The following is a 15,335-nucleotide window of genomic DNA, read 5'->3' as shown; positions in this document are numbered from 1 at the left end:
CAGACGTGTCGCTGTGGTGGCGTCCCCCAGAGCTCCCCGGCTGGGGCGGCCGTTTGACCATCGGCCTCCATTCGGTTGTGCTGCCCTGCCTGGGGCCGCCGGTCGGACGTGTCGCTGTGGGGGCGACCCCCGGCACCCCCGCAGGGGGCGGCCGTCTGACCGTCGGCCTCGACTGCGCTCCGTTCCGGTCGGCGGTCAGACGGCGGTGTGCTCCAGCCAGTGGTCGAGCAGCGCGCGGTCGCCGGTGATCTTCACTGCGGCATCGTCGGGGGAGAGGCGGCGCGCGAACACCAGCATCAGGTCGCGGACGGGGCCCGCGATGGTCATGTCGGCGTCGCGGGTCTCGTACTCGACGACGGCGGCGTCCGGGGTCCGGGTGATCAGCCAGCCGGGGACGGACGGCTCGTCCGCGCGCAGGCACAGCGTCTCGCCCGAGCCGCGCAGTTCGCCGAGCTCCGGCTTGAGGTGCGCGGCGGCGGGGGCGGTGAGCAGGCCGAAGGTCTCGGTCAGCTCGTCGGCCGCCAGGTCGGGCGCGATCGCGAACGGCGTCCCGGCGGTGATCGTCGCGTCGGCGTGGTGGACGGACGTGTCGTGCAGCATCCGGCGCAGCCACATCGCCGACGGGGCGTCGCCCATCACCGGGTGCGCGACGGCGCCCGGGTGCTCGGCCTGCGCGGCGATCGCCTCGGCGGCGCCCTCGCGCAGCCACGCGCCCCAGTCGGCCTGGTCGGCGGGCGTGTCGCGGGGCAGCTCGTCCGTCACGCGGGTGCCGCCGCGCCGGAACATGGCCGCGGCCCAGCGGTGCGCCTGGCCGACGTGCCCGACGAGGTCGCGCAGCGTCCACTCCGGGCAGGTCGGGACGACCGTGTCGGGGGCCCGGCGGGAGGCGGCGTCGGCGAGCCCGGCGGTGTGCTCCCGCAGCCCTTCGGCGATGCGCGTGATGTCCAGGACGTCCATGTCCTGCTCCTCTCTTCCGGTGAGTGCACGCGTACCGTAGGAACTCCAGCCCGGTGGAGGTTCAAGTAGTTGTGACGGACGGCACATCGCTCGCGATCGGCGACCTGTCGGCGCTCACCGGGGTGCCGGTGCGCACGATCCGGTTCTACTGCGACGAGGGCATCCTGGAGCCGGTCCGCAGCGCGGGCGGGCACCGGCGGTTCGACGCGGCCGCGGCCGACCGGCTGCGGCTCGTCCGGCGGCTGCGCGGGCTCGGGCTCGGGCTGCCCTCGATCACGGACGTGCTGGCCGGCGCGCGGTCGCTGGACGAGGCGGTCGCCGCGGAGCGGGCCGCGCTGGACGCGGAGCTGTCGGCGCTCGCGTGGCGGCGGGCGTCGCTGCGGGCGGTCGAGGACGCGGACCCCGCCGAGCGCGCGGCGCGGCTCGACCTGCTGGCGGCCGTGCAGGACGGGCCCCGGGCGCACGAGGCGCTCATGGACTTCTGGCGCCGCCGGATCGTGGTGTCGGTGCCGGAGGACGTGGTGCGGGTGCACCTGGAGATGACGGTGCCCGCGCCGCCGGCCGACCCCACGCCGGAGCAGGTCGTCGCGTACGCGGGGATGGTCGCGCTGACGGGGGACCGTGCCCTGTTCCGGCGGCTGCGCGAGCGGAGCCGCCGCAACGCCGAGGCGGTCGCGGACGAGCCGACGCTGCTGTACGGGATGCGCGAGGCCGTCGAGCTGGCGATGCCGCTCGTGCGCGCGGGCCGGGAACCGGAGGACGGGCCCGCCCTGGAGCGGTTCGTGGAGGCGCACGCGCTGGGCCGGCGCGAGCGCGACTCGGTGGAGTTCCGCCGTTCCCTCCTGCCGGCCGTCGAACCGGAGCGGGACCCGCGGATGCGCCGGTACTGGGCGCTGAACGGCGAGGTGATCGGGGACGCGGCCGCGCCGGGCGCGGTCGTCCTGTGGCTGATCGACGCCCTCCGGCGCAGCGCGGACACGGCCTGACCGGCGGCGCGGAATAGGCCCCCGCCGGACCGGGTTAGGATGGTTGAACGTTCTACTATTTGGGAGGCCGGCATGCAGTTCGGGATCTTCTCGGTCGGCGACGTCACCACGGATCCGACCAACGGCCGCACGCCCACCGAGGCCGAGCGCATCAAGGCCATGGTCGCGATCGCGCTGAAGGCCGAGGAGGTCGGGCTGGACGTCTTCGCGAGCGGCGAGCACCACAACCCGCCGTTCGTCCCGTCCTCGCCGACGACGATGCTCGGCTACATCGCGGCCCGCACCGAGCGGCTCGTGCTGTCCACCGCGACCACGCTGATCACCACCAACGACCCGGTGAAGATCGCCGAGGACTTCGCGATGCTCCAGCACCTCGCGGACGGCCGCGTCGACCTGATGATGGGGCGCGGCAACACCGGCCCGGTCTACCCGTGGTTCGGCCAGGACATCCGCAACGGCATCCCGCTCGCGATCGAGAACTACCACCTCCTGCACCGGCTGTGGCGCGAGGACGTCGTCGACTGGGAGGGCAAGTTCCGGACGCCGCTGCAGTCGTTCACCTCCACGCCCCGCCCGCTGGACGGCGTCCCGCCGTTCGTCTGGCACGGCTCGATCCGCAGCCCCGAGATCGCCGAGCAGGCCGCCTACTACGGCGACGGGTTCTTCGCGAACCACATCTTCTGGCCCACGACGCACTTCCAGCGGCTCATCGGCCTGTACCGGCGGCGCTTCGAGCACTACGGGCACGGCTCCGCCGACCAGGCCATCGTCGGGCTCGGCGGCCAGGTGTTCATGCGCAAGAACTCCCAGGACGCCGTCCGCGAGTTCCGCCCCTACTTCGACAACGCCCCCGTGTACGGGCACGGGCCGTCGCTGGAGGAGTTCACCGCCGAGACGCCGCTCACCGTCGGCAGCCCGCAGCAGGTCATCGACCGGACGCTGACGTTCCGCGACCACTTCGGCGACTACCAGCGCCAGCTGTTCCTCATGGACCACGCGGGCCTGCCGCTGAAGACCGTCCTGGAGCAGCTCGACATCCTCGGCGAGGAGGTCGTCCCCGTGCTGCGCAAGGAGTTCGAGTCGCTGCGCCCCGCGCACGTCCCGGCCACCGCCCCGACGCACGCCGAGCGCGCGGCGAAGACCCGGGAGGAGGCCCGATGAGCGGCCCCCGCACCCTCGCCGTCGTGTCGGCCGGCCTCGGCCGCCCGTCCTCCACCCGGCTGCTGGCCGACCGGCTCGCCGGCGCCGCCGCGGACGCCCTGCGCGCCGAGCACGGCGCCGACGTCGTCATCGAGCCGGTCGAGCTGCGCGACCACGCCCACGCGATGGTCGACGCGGCCCTCACCGGCTTCCCGTCCGGCGACTTCCGCGCCGCCGTCGAGACCGTGGCCGGCGCGGACGGCCTCGTCGCCGTCACCCCGGTGTTCAACGCGTCCTACGGCGGCCTGTTCAAGACGTTCTTCGACGTCCTCGACCGCGACGCCCTGGACGGGACGCCCGCGCTGATCGGCGCGACCGGCGGCACCGAGCGGCACTCGCTCGCCCTCGACTTCGCCGTCCGCCCGCTGCTGGCGTACCTGCGGGCGAACGTCGTCCCGACGGCCGTGTACGCGGCGTCCGCGGACTGGGGGAGCGGCGACGGGCGCCTCGGCGACCGCGTCCGCCGCGCGGGCGCGGAACTCGCCGCCCTCGTCGCCGGCCGCCCGGCCCCCGCCGCCGAGGACCCGTACGAGAACCCCGTCCCCTTCGAAACCCTCCTCGGCTCGCCCGACCGCGCCGGGTAGCGCCGGGCTCCTCGGGGGTCAGCCGTCCTCCAGGTCGCCTTCGACTTCCAGGTAGAGGCGCTTCAGCGCGTCGAGGGTGCCTTGCTCCGGGTGCTCCCACATGCCCCGGTCGGCGGCCTCCAGGAGGCGTTCGGCGATGCCGTGCAGGGCCCACGGGTTCGACCGCTCGAAGAACGCGCGGTTCTCCTCGTCCAGCGCGTACGTCCGCGCGAGCTTCTCGTACATCCAGTCGGCGACGACGCCCGCCGTGGCGTCGTACCCGAACAGGTAGTCGACGGTCGCGGCCAGTTCGAACGCGCCCTTGTACCCGTGCCGGCGCATCGCCGCCAGCCACCGCGGGTTCACCACCCGCGCGCGGAACACGCGGGACGTCTCCTCGTCGAGCGTCCGCGTCCGGACGGCGTCCGGGCGGGTGCTGTCGCCGATGTACGCCTTCGGTGCCCGGCCGGTCAGCGCCCGCACCGTCGCGATCATCCCGCCGTGGTACTGGAAGTAGTCGTCGGAGTCGGCGATGTCGTGCTCGCGCGTGTCGGTGTTCTTCGCGGCGACGCTGATCCGCCGGTACGCGCTCTCCATGTCGCCGCGCGCCGGGACGCCGTCCAGGCCGCGCCCGTACGCGTAGCCGCCCCACACCGCGTACACCTCGGCGAGGTCGGAGTCGTCGCGCCAGTTCCGGCTGTCGATCAGCGGCAGGATGCCCGCGCCGTAGGCGCCCGGCCGCGACCCGAACACCCGCATCGTCGCGCGCCGCTCGTCGCCGTGCGCCGCCGTGTCCGCCCGGACGTGCGCGCGCACGAAGTTGTCGTCGTCGCGTTCGTCCAGCCCGGCGACCAGCAGGACCGCGTCGTCCAGCATCGCGACCGCGTGCGGGAACGCGTCGCGGAAGAAGCCGCTGATCCGGACGGTCACGTCGACGCGCGGGCGGCCCAGTTCGTCCAGCGGCACGGCCTCCAGCCCGGTGACCCGCCGCGACGCCTCGTCCCACACCGGGCGGACGCCGAGCAGCGCGAGCACCTCCGCGATGTCGTCGCCCGACGTCCGCATCGCGCTGGTGCCCCACACCGACAGCCCGACCGAGCGCGGCCACCCGCCCGTCTCGTCCCGGTACCGCGCGAGCAGGGAGTCCGCCATCGCGCGGCCCGTCTCGTACGCCAGCCGGGACGGGACGGCCTTCGGGTCGACCGAGTAGAAGTTGCGGCCCGTCGGCAGGACGTTGACCAGGCCCCGCAGCGGCGAACCGCTCGGCCCCGCCGGGACGTAGCCGCCCTCCAGCGCGTGCAGCACCATGCCGATCTCGTCGGACGTCCGCGCCAGCCGGGGCACGATCTCGGCGGCCGCGAACCGCAGGATCTCCGCGGCCTTCCCCTCGGCGACCTCCCCGGCCGCCGCCGGGTCCCAGCCGCGTTCGTCCATGGCCTCGACGAGCGCGCGCGCCCGCGCCTCGAACGCGTCGACCCGCGCGCGCTCCGAGGAGCTCTCGTCGAGCCCCAGCGCCTCGCGCAGTCCCGGCAGCGCCTGCGTCCCGCCCCACAGCTGCCGGGCCCGCAGCATCGCCAGCACCAGGTCGACCCGGGCGCCCCCTTCCGGGGCGACGCCGAGCACGTGCAGCCCGTCCCGGATCTGCACGTCCTTGACCTCGCACAGCCACCCGTCCACGTGGAGCAGGAAGTCGTCGAACTCCGCGTCGTGCGGGCGGTCGTCCAGCCCGAGGTCGTGGTCGAGCCGGGCCGCCCGGATCAGCGTCCAGATCTGCGCCCGGATCGCCGGCAGCTTCGCCGGGTCCATCGCGGCGACGTTCGCGTGCTCGTCGAGGAGCTGCTCCAGCCGCGCGATGTCGCCGTAGCTCTCCGCCCGCGCCATCGGCGGGATCAGATGGTCGACGAGCGTCGCGTGCGCCCGCCGCTTCGCCTGCGTCCCCTCGCCGGGATCGTTCACCAGGAACGGGTAGATCAGCGGCAGATCGCCCAGCGCCGCGTCCGGCCCGCACTCCGCGGACATCCCCGCCGCCTTGCCCGGCAGCCACTCCAGGTTGCCGTGCTTGCCGACGTGCACCACCGCGTGCGCGCCGAACACGTCCTCCAGCCACCGGTACGCGGCGAGGTAGTGGTGGCTCGGCGGCAGGTCCGGGTCGTGGTAGATCGCGACCGGGTTCTCCCCGAACCCGCGCGGCGGCTGCACCATCACCACCGTGTTCCCCGACCGCAGCGCCGCGAGGACGATGTCGTCGCCGTCCACGAACAGCTCGCCCGGCGGCGGCCCCCAGTGCCGCTCGATGCCCTCGCGCAGCCCGGCGGGCAGCGTCCGGTACCAGGACTCGTACTCCGCCCGCGGGACCCGCACCGGGTTCCGCCCGAGCTGCTCCTCGGTCAGCCAGCCGGCGTCCTGCCCGCCGGCCTCGATCAGCGCGTGCATCAGCGCGTCGCCCTCGTCCGGCAGCGCGTCCCCGACGTCGTACCCCCGCTCGCGCAGCGCCGCGAGCAGCCGCACCGTGCTCGCCGGCGTGTCCAGCCCGACGGCGTTGCCGATCCGCGCGTGCTTCGTCGGGTACGCCGACAGCATCAGCGCGACCCGCTTCTCCGCGGCGGGCACGTGCCGCAGCGCCGCGTGCCGCACCGCGATCCCCGCGACCCGCGCGGCCCGCTCCTCGTCGGCCGCGTAGACGCTGAGCCCGTCCTCGTCCGTCTCCTTGAACGAGAACGGCACCGTGATCAGCCGCCCGTCGAACTCCGGCACCGCCACCTGCGTCGCGGTGTCCAGCGGCGACAGCCCGTCGTCGTTCCGCTCCCACGCGGCCCGCTCGCTCGTCAGGCACAGCCCCTGCAGGACCGGGACGTCCAGGTCCGCGAGCGCGCCGACGTCCCACGCCTCGTCGTCCCCGCCGGCCCCGGCGAGCGCCGGCTTCGTCCCGCCCGCCGCCAGGACCGTCACGACCAGCGCGTCCGCCCGTCCGAGCGTCTCCAGCAGGCCGTCCTCGGCCGTCCGCAGCGAGGCGCAGAACACCGGCAGCGCCCGGCCGCCCTTCGCCTCGATCGCCCGGCACAGCACGTCCACGAACGCGGTGTTGCCGGCCAGGTGGTGCGCCCGGTAGTACAGCACCCCCACGACGGGCCCCTCGCCGTCCGCCGCGTCCCGCTCCAGGACGCCCCACGTCGGCGTCTCCGCGGGCGGCGCGAACCCGAACCCGGTCAGCAGCACGGTGTCCGACAGGAACCGGAACAGCTCGCCCAGGTTCCCGGGACCCCCGTGCGCGAGGTACGCGTGCGCCTCCGCCGCGACCCCCGCCGGAACCGTCGACAGCCCCATCAGCTCGGCGTCCGGGACCTGCTCCCCGCTGATCACCACCACCGGCCGGGGGCCCGCCAGCAGGGCGTCCAGGCCCTCCTCCCAGGCCCGGCGCCCGCCGAGCAGCCGCACCACCACGAGGTCGGCGCCCTCGACGAGCGCGGGAAGGTCCTCGACCCCGACCCGGGCCGGGTTCGCCAGACGGAAATCGGCGCCACTGGCGCGCGCGCTGAGCAGGTCAGTGTCGGAAGTCGACAGCAGAAGGATCACGCGGATCGCGTCCTCACCCGGGGTCCTCGCCCCGAATCGCAGGGAAACGGCGGCGACACGGAGTCTCCTGGCTCCCGGATCGGCGCTCGCCCCGGCCTTCCCGCTCGCGCAGTGGCCTTGGGTGGGGTCCGCTCCCCGGTGACAGTTGCGGGACAGCGCCGGATTCGCACCGGCTTCCTCCGCTTGTCGCCGCCCACACCCTAACGCGCCCCGCCCCCCGCACGGCAGCACGCCTCCGAGCGATCTCCACCGCGGCGCCCGCGCGGGCCTCACCAGTCGCGGACGGTCTCCACGCCCGACGCGAGGCTCTCGAACACCCACCGCGGTTCGACGCCGAACGCGGCCGCCGCGTCCCGCGCGATGCGGTCCAGGGCGTCGAACAGCTCCTCGCGTTCGACGGTCTCGATGAAGCCCGTGCGCCGGTCGAGGCCGTTGAACGCCTCGCCGAACCCGCGCCCGACCCCGGTCAGCTGCGCCGGACGATCGTCCGCCGGACCCTCGGCGAGCACGGCCATGACCGCACGCCGCGTCGCCTTGTACTGCGCGACCGACTTCGTGAAGGTCGTCTTGCCGATGGTGCCGCGGCCGTCCCAGTCGCGCAGCGGGTTGTCCCGGTTCTCGGCGACCCACTCCGGTCTGCGGGCGTCGCGGATCTCGACGCGCGTCCCGTTGGGGATCTCCGGCCGCCACGTCGAGCGCATCGCGTTCGCGTACTCGGCCGGGACGCTGTACAGGTGGAGCGACTCCAACTCGGGCGTGCACCGCGGCTTGAGGCGATCCTCCTTCGTCATCCCGAACAGGTCGAAGACGGCGAGTTCCTTCAGCGACGCCAGCTCGTTCAACCGCCCCGCCGCCGCGAGCAGCCCCAAGTCGCCGCGCAGACCGAGCTCCGTCAGGTTCGGGAACAGCCGGACGATCCGCCCGCAGTCGAGCGTCCCGATCTCCCGGACGTCCAGGCGGGTGACATCCGGACGGGCCTCGGCCATCCCGTCGATTTCCGCGCCGGTGCACGCCAGCTTCCACGGTGCCGGCGGATCCTCCCGGACACCCGCGTCCCACCGCCGCTGCCGCGCGAGATCGTCCCCGAGCCGCCAGCCGAAGCCGTAACTGGGCGACGGCCCCTCGTGCAGCGGCGGCATCCGTCCGACGACCTTGTGGCTGCGCGGAAGCACCCATGGGAGGTTCCGGTACGCGAGGCTCCCGTTCCACGCATGGTGCGTGAGCCGCAGCGGCGACACGTCGCCGAGGTCGTCGACCGACATGGGCTCGGGCCCGGACCAGTCCAGTTCGAGCACCGCCGCCTTCTGCCGCTCCGCGTCGATCCCGACGATCTGCGCCGCCGTCCACGCGCCGAGTTCGGCGGAGAACGCGGCCACGACGTCCCCCGCCGCGATCGGCCGCGGCGGACCGGCCTGCTTCGTGACTGCCATGTCCGGTGAGAGTAGGACCGTCGGGTGACATTCCGACCGGAGCGAGCCGGACCGCCCCCGCCCACCGTGCCGAGGGCCTCGCGACCCCACCGGACGGTCGCCGCCGCGCCTGAACGACTCGCGTGCGGCGTCTGGCGGGGGCATGGACGCGCTTTCTAGAATGCCGCGACCGAGCACCTGGAGGTGCAGCGATGGACACGTCCATGTATCTGAACGCCGTCGTCGACCAGACGAGGACGCTCGCCGATTGGGTCCACGGCCGGGACGCGGCGGCGCCGGTCCCGACCTGCCCGGGGTGGACGCTGGCCGACCTCGTCGACCACGTCGGCGCGACCCAGCGCATGGTGACGATGCTCGTGGGCGAGCGGATGACCGAGCCGAGCGGGGCGTTCGCCGGCTACGTTCCCGGGCCGGCGGACTCGGCCCGGTGGCGCGGCTGGTTGACCGACGGTGCGGCCGAGGCGGAGCGTGCCTTCGCGTCGGTCGCCGACGACACGCCGGTGTGGGACCCGTCCGGCGCCGCCGCGGGCGTGCCGTTCTGGTCGCGCCGGCTGTTCGGCGAGGTCTGCGTGCATCGCGCGGACGCGGCCGCGGCGCTCGGCATGCGGTACGAGCTGGACCCGGAGCCCGCCGTCGCGGCCATCGAGGACTGGCTGGACACGATGACGTCCCGCGGCTACTGGGAGAACAGGCGGGGCTTCGCCGAAGCGATGCGCGGCGTCGGCCAGACCCTGCATTTCCACGCGACCGACGCGCCCGGAGAGTGGCTGGTGCGCCGGGAACCGGACATGGTCGTCCTCGAACACGGGCACACCAAGGCGGACGTCGCGGTCCGCGGCCCGGCCGCCGATCTGCTGCTCGTCCTCAGCAGGCGCCGTCCGCTGGACGCGGCCCCCGCACTGGAGGTGCACGGGGACCGGGCGCTGCTCGACCACTGGATCGAGCACATGGACTGGGTCGCCGACGGCTGACCCGCGCCGGACGCGGTGCGTCCGGCGCGGTCCCGCGGATCTCCGGGTCAGGGCTTGCGGGCGACGCCGCAGAACTCGTCGATCTCCTCGACCGTGCCGATGTCGGCGGGCCGCGGGTGCCACAGCGGGCAGGAGACGACGCCGGGCGGCAGCAGCTCCATGCCCTCGAAGAAGCCCGCGAGCTGGTCCGGCGTCCGCAGGACGTAGGGCGGCTCGGCGGACCGGTTCCAGATGTCGATGGCCTCAGCGGTCGCCGGGTCCACGACGTTCGTGGCGTCGTACAGGGCGAGGTAGCTGCCGCTCGGCAGGGCGTCCACCAGCCGCCGGACGATCGACCGCCCCTCGTCGTAGTCGGTCATGTGGCCGAGGATGCCCATCAGCAGGAGCGCGATCGGCTCGTCGAAGTCCAGCGTCTCCGCCGCCCCCGCGATGACGTCCTCCGGTTTTCGCAGGTCGGCGGGCAGGTACGCGGTCTTCCCCTCCGGGGCGCTCGTGAGCAGGGCCCGCGCGTGCGCCAGGACCAGCGGGTCGTTGTCGACGTACACCACGCGGGCTCCCGGGGCGGCGGCCTGGGCGACCTCGTGGGTGCGGTCGACCACGGGCAGGCCGGCGCCGACATCGAGGAACTGCTGGATGCCCTCGTTGTCGGTGAGGTGGCGCACGGTGCGGTGGAGGAACGCGCGCGAGTGCAGGACGGTGTCCCGCAGGTGGGGGACGAGCCGGGCGGCGAGGTTGCCTGCTCTGACGTCGGGTTCGTAGTTGTCCTTGCCGCCTAGCCAGTAGTTCCAGATGCGGGCGGTCTGCGGGATCTCGGTGTTGACCGGGGAAGCCTCGTCCGTCACGGTGTCTTCCTCACTCGGGGGTGCTCGGACTGTCAGGACCCATCTAACAACCAAGATCGACTTCGTGTCGACGCCTACCCCGAACGGGCCGGCGCGCCCGCCTCTACGGCCCCGCCTCCGCGCCGGCGTCCGCGGGGCCGTAGAGGCGGGCGACGTCGGGGGAGTCCAGCCACTTGGAGTAGGTGGGGGACTTCGGCCAGCCGTCGGGCGAGTCCTGCCACTCCTCCTGGCGGCCCCACGGCAGGAGGTCGATCAGCGCGAACGTGTGGCTGAGCTGCTCGGTGCCGCGGCCGCCGGTGTGCCAGGTGCGGTACACCGTGCCGCCGTCGCGGAGGAACACGTTCACCGCGAACCCTCCGCCGGGCGGCGCGTCCATGTCGGCGCCGAACGTGCTCTCCGACGAGGAGTACCAGTCCATCTTGTTGCCGACCTTGGCCCTGTAGGCGAGCGCCTCGTCGATGGGCCCGTTGGTGACGACGACGAAGCGGGCGTCGTAGTTGTCCAGGAAGTCCAGCCGGACGAACTGCGACGTGAACCCCGTGCAGCCGCCGCACTGCCATTCCGCGCCATCGGACCACATGTGGTTGTAGACGATGAGCTGGGAGCGCCCGTCGAAGACGTCGACCAGCCGGACCGGGCCGTCCGGGCCGGTCAGCGTGTAGTCGGGGAGCTCGACCATCGGCAGCCTGCGGCGCTGCGCCGCGATGGCGTCGAGCTCGCGGGTGGCGGCCTTCTCCCGCGCCCGCAGGTCGTCGAGGGCGGCCCGCCAGGTCTCCCGGTCGACGACCGGGGGCAGGGCGCCCGCCGTCTGCTCGGTCATGGTTCCTCCTCGGCTCGTTCGTTCCTGCTCTCGTCGAGTCCGACCAGCGGCGGCGGCGGAACTCATCGCGAGCGGACGCGCCCGGGAGGCGAACCCGGTCAGCGGGCCGGGACGCCCAGGACGTCCGGGAGGTCGCGGAGGTCGGAAACGGTGTGGTCGGGAGGCTCGAACATCGACGGGTACGGGAGGGCGCCGCGGTTCAGCCAGGCGGCGCGCAGGCCCGCGCGGCGGGCGCCGTCGACGTCCCACGGGTGCACGGCGACGAGGAGGAGCCGGTCGGGCGGGACGCCCAGGGCGTCGACGGCGTGCCGGTACGCGGCGGGCGCGGGCTTCCACGCGCGCGGGGCGGAGACGTCGAGGAGCGGGTCGAACCCGGCGCGGAGGCCGGCGCGCTCCAGCAGGCGCTCGGTGACGGCGACGGACCCGTTGGTGAGGGTCGCCAGCCGCAGCCCGGCGGCGTGCAGGGCCTGGACGGCGTCCGGGACGTCGGGGTGCACGTCGAGGTCGGTGAAGCCGCTGACGACGTGGGCCGCGGCGCGGCGCGCGTCGCCGGCCCAGCCGTCCAGCCCGGTGAGCAGGCTCCGCAGGCCGCACTCGGCGACCTCGGCGAAGTCGGCGTAGGCCCCGGCGGCGGTGAGCCCCACGCCGTCGCGCAGGACGCCCGCGAACCAGGTGGGGAGGAGGTGGCCGGGCGCGCCGACGTCCTCCAGGCGTCCGCGCAGGCAGGACAGGTCGCCCAGCGTCCCGTTGACGTCGAACAGCACCACCTGGATCATCGGTCGCCGCCTCCTCTGCGGGCCTCGTAGGGCCCCGTACCCAGCGGACGGCCGTTTCGTGCATGCCCGTGTGGTTCATCCCTTCGTGGCGCCCGCGGTGAGGCCGCCGATGAGCTGGCGTTCGGCGACGGCGTAGAACGCGAGCGCGGGGATCATCGCGAGGACGATGTAGGCGAACACCAGCGCGTAGTTCGTCGAGTACTGGCCCTGGAACTGCTGGATGCCGACCGGGATGGTGTGCCACTTGGGGTTCGTGAACACGAGCAGCGGCAGGAAGAAGTTGTTCCAGCTCGTGACGATCGCGAGGACCGACACCGTGCCGATGGCGGGGCGGGCCATCGGGAGCAGGATGCGCCAGAAGAACGCGAACCGGCTGCACCCGTCGATGATCGCGGCCTCCTCGAGGTCGCCGGGGATCGTCCGGAAGAAGCCCCGCAGGATGATGATCGTCATCGGCAGCGCGAACGCCGCCTGCGGGAGGATGACGCCGAGCGGGTTGTCGAGCAGGCCGAAGGCGCGCAGCAGGACGAACAGCGGCAGCACCGCGACGGCGGGCGGGAACATCAGCCCGACCGCGAACAGGGTGAAGAACGCCTCGCGGCCGCGGAACGCGTAGCGGGCGAACGCGAACGCGGCGAGCGCCGAGACCGCGACGGTGATCAGCGCGGTGGCGGCCGCGATCGCGATGCTGTTGCCGACCTGCCGCCAGAAGTCGCCGGACCCGAGGATGCCGGTGTAGTTCGACACCCGCCAGGGCGACGGCAGCCCGAACGGGTCGCCGGTCAGGTCCCCGGTCGACTTGAACCCCGACAGCACCGCGTACAGCAGCGGGACGACGATGAAGGAGCCCAGCACCCAGACGGCGGCGTGCCGCGACAGGCCGCGCAGCGTCGCCCCGCGGCGGCGGCGGCTCCGGTCGGTCGTGGTCATCGCGGCCCTCCCGTCGACGTCATGGCGCCCTGCAGGTCGCGGCGCAGCGCGAAACGCTGGTAGAGCAGGGAGAACACCAGGCTGATGGCGAACATGACGACGCTGATCGCGCTCGCGTAGCCCATCTGGTAGCGCTGGAAGCCGAACTGGAACATGGAGACGGCCATCGTTTCGGTGGAGTGCGTGGGCCCGCCGCCGGTCGTGACCCACACGAGGTCGAACAGCTGGATCGCGCCGATGACCGACAGGAACACGCTGATCCGGAGGGTCGGGGCGAGGAGGGGGAGCGTGACGTGGCGGAAGCGCTCCCACGGGCCCGCGCCGTCGATCGCCGCCGCCTCGAGGACCTCCTTGGGGATGCCCTGCAGGCCAGCCAAATAGATCATCATGTGGAAGCCGAAGTACTTCCACGTCATGACGGCGAACAGCGTGGGCAGGGCGGTGTCGGGATCGGAGAACCAGGTGCCGGCGAGGCCGCCCACGAGCGGGAGGTCCTCGATGAGGGCGTCGGCGAGGCCCGAGCCGGGCAGGAAGATCATCCCGAACAGCACGCCCGCGATGACCTCGGACAGGATGTAGGGCGCGAAGAAGACCGCCCGGTAGACCGCCCGGCCGCGCATCCGCTGGTTGAGCAGGACGGCCGTGCCGAGCGCGAACGGCAGCTGCACCGCGACCGACAGGACGACCAGGACGAGCCCGCGCCACAGGTCGCCGCGGAACACCGGGTCGGCGAACAGCTCGCGGAAGTTGCCGAGCCCGACGAAGTCCTCGGGCCACCCGAACCCGCCCCACCGGAAGAAGCTCGTGTAGAGGGCGATCACGATCGGGATCAGGACGAACAGGACGAAGACCAGCAGCGCCGGGACGAGGAACCAGGTGGTGGCGAACCAGCCGCGCACCCGCCGTCCGCGGGCCGGGCGCCGGTGCGCCGGCGGGCCGCTCCGCGGGGGCGCGGCCCGCTTCGGCGACGATGTCGATGTGGACGGCGGCGTCATGCCTTCTTGGCCGCCTCGGTGATCGCCTGCGTGATCTCCTGCGGGGTGCCCTGCCCGCCCATGAGCTCGGCCACGCCGTCGTTGACCTCCTGCCCGACGGCGGGCGGGAACGCCTGGTCCAGGTAGAGCTGGAACCCGGACGCGCCGTTCAGCATCCCCGCGACCTGCTTGCGGTTGGCGTCCTCGATCGCGCTCTCGGCGCCCTTGACGACGGGCATGAACGCGCCGGACGACACGAGCCGGGCCTCGTTCTGCTCGTTCATCAGGAACTTGAGGAAGTCGAGCGCCTCGGGCGGGGCGTCCTTGCCCAGCGCGTGGCCGTTGCCGCCGCCGAACACGTCGGTGACCTTGCCGGGGCCGCCCTCGACGGAGGGGAACGGGAAGAAGCCGAGCGCGTCGCCGAGGTCCTGCCCGGAGGCGTCCTTCTGCACGACGGGCGCCCACTGGCCCATCAGCTCCATGCCGGCCTTGCCCGCCCCCATGGTGGCGGCCTGCCCGCCCGGGGCGTCGTACGCGGCGCCCTGGAAGCCCTGCTGGAACGGGTCGAGATCGACGAGTTCCTTGAGTTTCTGCCCGGCCTGGACGAACGGGGGAGTGCCGAAGTTCTGCGCCTCGGCCGCCTGCCGGACACCGTCCGGCCCGGCGAGGCGGAGCGCGAGGTAGGCCCAGTAGTAGTGCCCGGGCCACTTGTCCTTGCCGGCCAGGGCGATCGGGGTGATCCCGGCGGTCTTCAGCTTGCGGACGGCGTCGAGGAACTGCGCCCAGGTCGCGGGGGGCTCGGCGATCCCGGCCTTCTCGAAGTGGTCCTTGTTGTACCAGAACCCGACCATGCCCATGTCGTACGGGACCGCATAGGTCTTGCCGTCGAACTCGTACGGCTGCAGGGAGACCGGCATGAAGCCGTCCAGGAAGGCGGAGTCGTCGACGGGCTTGACGAGCCCGGCGTCGATCCGCTGCTTGAGGACGCCCCCGCCCCAGGTGACGAAGATGTCGGGGAGGTCGCCGGACGCCGTCACGGCCGTCATCTTGGCCTTGAACGCGTCGTTCTCCATGTTCGTCAGCTTGATGTCGACGTTCGGGTGCGCCTTCTCGTAGGCCGCGGCGATCTCCGGGTAGATGCTCTTGGACGGCTCGGTCGTGGCGATGTCGAGCCATTCGATCGTGACCTTGCCGGAGTCGGATCCGTCGCCGCCGCAGGCGGAGAGCGCGGGCGCGGCGACGGTGAGCGCGGCGCCCGCGGAGAGCGCGGTCAGCAGGGAGCGTCGGGACGGTCGTGAGAAGCCCATGGTGGC

At 73.4% G+C, this 15,335-nt stretch carries 13 protein-coding genes and 1 riboswitch; of the genes, 4 read left to right on the top strand and 9 right to left on the bottom strand.

The genetic code is table 11. The annotated features are described in order from the left end of the window. Positions 1-195: 195 nt before the first annotated feature. Complete coding sequence (locus H505_RS0127265) at positions 196-957, bottom strand: maleylpyruvate isomerase family mycothiol-dependent enzyme (protein WP_026404521.1); 762 nt, start codon at positions 955-957, stop codon at positions 196-198. Between the two features lie 71 nt (positions 958-1,028). On the opposite strand from H505_RS0127265, the gene H505_RS0127260 reads away from it, so the two are divergent. The 3 genes from H505_RS0127260 to H505_RS0127250 all read left to right on the top strand — a co-directional run bounded on the left by H505_RS0127260 (position 1,029) and on the right by H505_RS0127250 (position 3,727). After that, entirely contained in the window at positions 1,029-1,943 is a 915-nt protein-coding gene (locus H505_RS0127260; RefSeq protein ID WP_026404520.1) for a MerR family transcriptional regulator, read from the top strand. 72 nt (positions 1,944-2,015) lie between these two features. After that, positions 2,016-3,104, top strand: coding sequence for an LLM class flavin-dependent oxidoreductase (locus H505_RS0127255; RefSeq protein ID WP_026404519.1), 1,089 nt, complete (start codon positions 2,016-2,018; stop codon positions 3,102-3,104). After that, the gene (locus H505_RS0127250) at positions 3,101-3,727 is read left to right on the top strand and encodes a CE1759 family FMN reductase (RefSeq protein ID WP_026404518.1); all 627 of its coding nucleotides are present in this window, start codon (positions 3,101-3,103) and stop codon (positions 3,725-3,727) included. The genes H505_RS0127255 and H505_RS0127250 overlap by 4 nt, the downstream gene beginning before the upstream one ends. Positions 3,728-3,745: 18 nt before the next feature. On the opposite strand, the gene cobN is transcribed toward H505_RS0127250, so the two are convergent. Beyond that, on the bottom strand, positions 3,746-7,279 hold the full coding sequence (gene cobN / locus H505_RS0127245) for a cobaltochelatase subunit CobN (RefSeq protein ID WP_026404517.1): 3,534 nt from the start codon (positions 7,277-7,279) through the stop codon (positions 3,746-3,748). A 61-nt stretch (positions 7,280-7,340) separates the two neighbouring features. Then, positions 7,341-7,458, bottom strand: a riboswitch (cobalamin riboswitch). 90 nt (positions 7,459-7,548) lie between these two features. Continuing rightward, on the bottom strand, positions 7,549-8,709 hold the full coding sequence (locus tag H505_RS0127240; RefSeq protein WP_026404516.1) for a hypothetical protein: 1,161 nt from the start codon (positions 8,707-8,709) through the stop codon (positions 7,549-7,551). Between the two features lie 191 nt (positions 8,710-8,900). Here H505_RS0127240 and H505_RS0127235 point away from each other — a divergent pair, with 191 nt between their 5' ends. Next, complete coding sequence (locus H505_RS0127235) at positions 8,901-9,680, top strand: maleylpyruvate isomerase family mycothiol-dependent enzyme (protein WP_026404515.1); 780 nt, start codon at positions 8,901-8,903, stop codon at positions 9,678-9,680. A 47-nt stretch (positions 9,681-9,727) separates the two neighbouring features. On the opposite strand, the gene H505_RS0127230 is transcribed toward H505_RS0127235, so the two are convergent. The 6 genes from H505_RS0127230 to H505_RS0127205 form a co-directional block, all read right to left on the bottom strand. Further along, the gene (locus H505_RS0127230; protein WP_026404514.1) at positions 9,728-10,522 is read right to left on the bottom strand and encodes an SAM-dependent methyltransferase; all 795 of its coding nucleotides are present in this window, start codon (positions 10,520-10,522) and stop codon (positions 9,728-9,730) included. A gap of 103 nt (positions 10,523-10,625) precedes the next feature. Then, entirely contained in the window at positions 10,626-11,342 is a 717-nt protein-coding gene (locus H505_RS0127225) for a DUF899 domain-containing protein (protein WP_026404513.1), read from the bottom strand. 98 nt (positions 11,343-11,440) lie between these two features. Then, complete coding sequence (locus tag H505_RS0127220; RefSeq protein ID WP_026404512.1) at positions 11,441-12,118, bottom strand: haloacid dehalogenase type II; 678 nt, start codon at positions 12,116-12,118, stop codon at positions 11,441-11,443. 75 nt (positions 12,119-12,193) lie between these two features. Next, positions 12,194-13,048: a carbohydrate ABC transporter permease gene (locus H505_RS0127215; protein ID WP_026404511.1), complete on the bottom strand. Its 855-nt coding sequence runs from the start codon at positions 13,046-13,048 to the stop codon at positions 12,194-12,196. Next, a complete protein-coding gene (locus H505_RS0127210) occupies positions 13,045-13,947 on the bottom strand; it encodes a carbohydrate ABC transporter permease (RefSeq protein ID WP_245592640.1) in 903 nt (300 codons plus the stop codon). The genes H505_RS0127215 and H505_RS0127210 overlap by 4 nt, the downstream gene beginning before the upstream one ends. A gap of 92 nt (positions 13,948-14,039) precedes the next feature. Further along, positions 14,040-15,329 (bottom strand): extracellular solute-binding protein, encoded by a 1,290-nt coding sequence (locus H505_RS0127205; protein WP_026404509.1) that lies wholly within the window; start codon positions 15,327-15,329, stop codon positions 14,040-14,042. Positions 15,330-15,335: the final 6 nt, after the last annotated feature.

Source organism: Actinomadura rifamycini DSM 43936 (genome assembly GCF_000425065.1).
GTDB lineage: Bacteria > Actinomycetota > Actinomycetes > Streptosporangiales > Streptosporangiaceae > Spirillospora > Spirillospora rifamycini.
This window is presented reverse-complemented; position numbering and strand designations above follow the sequence as displayed.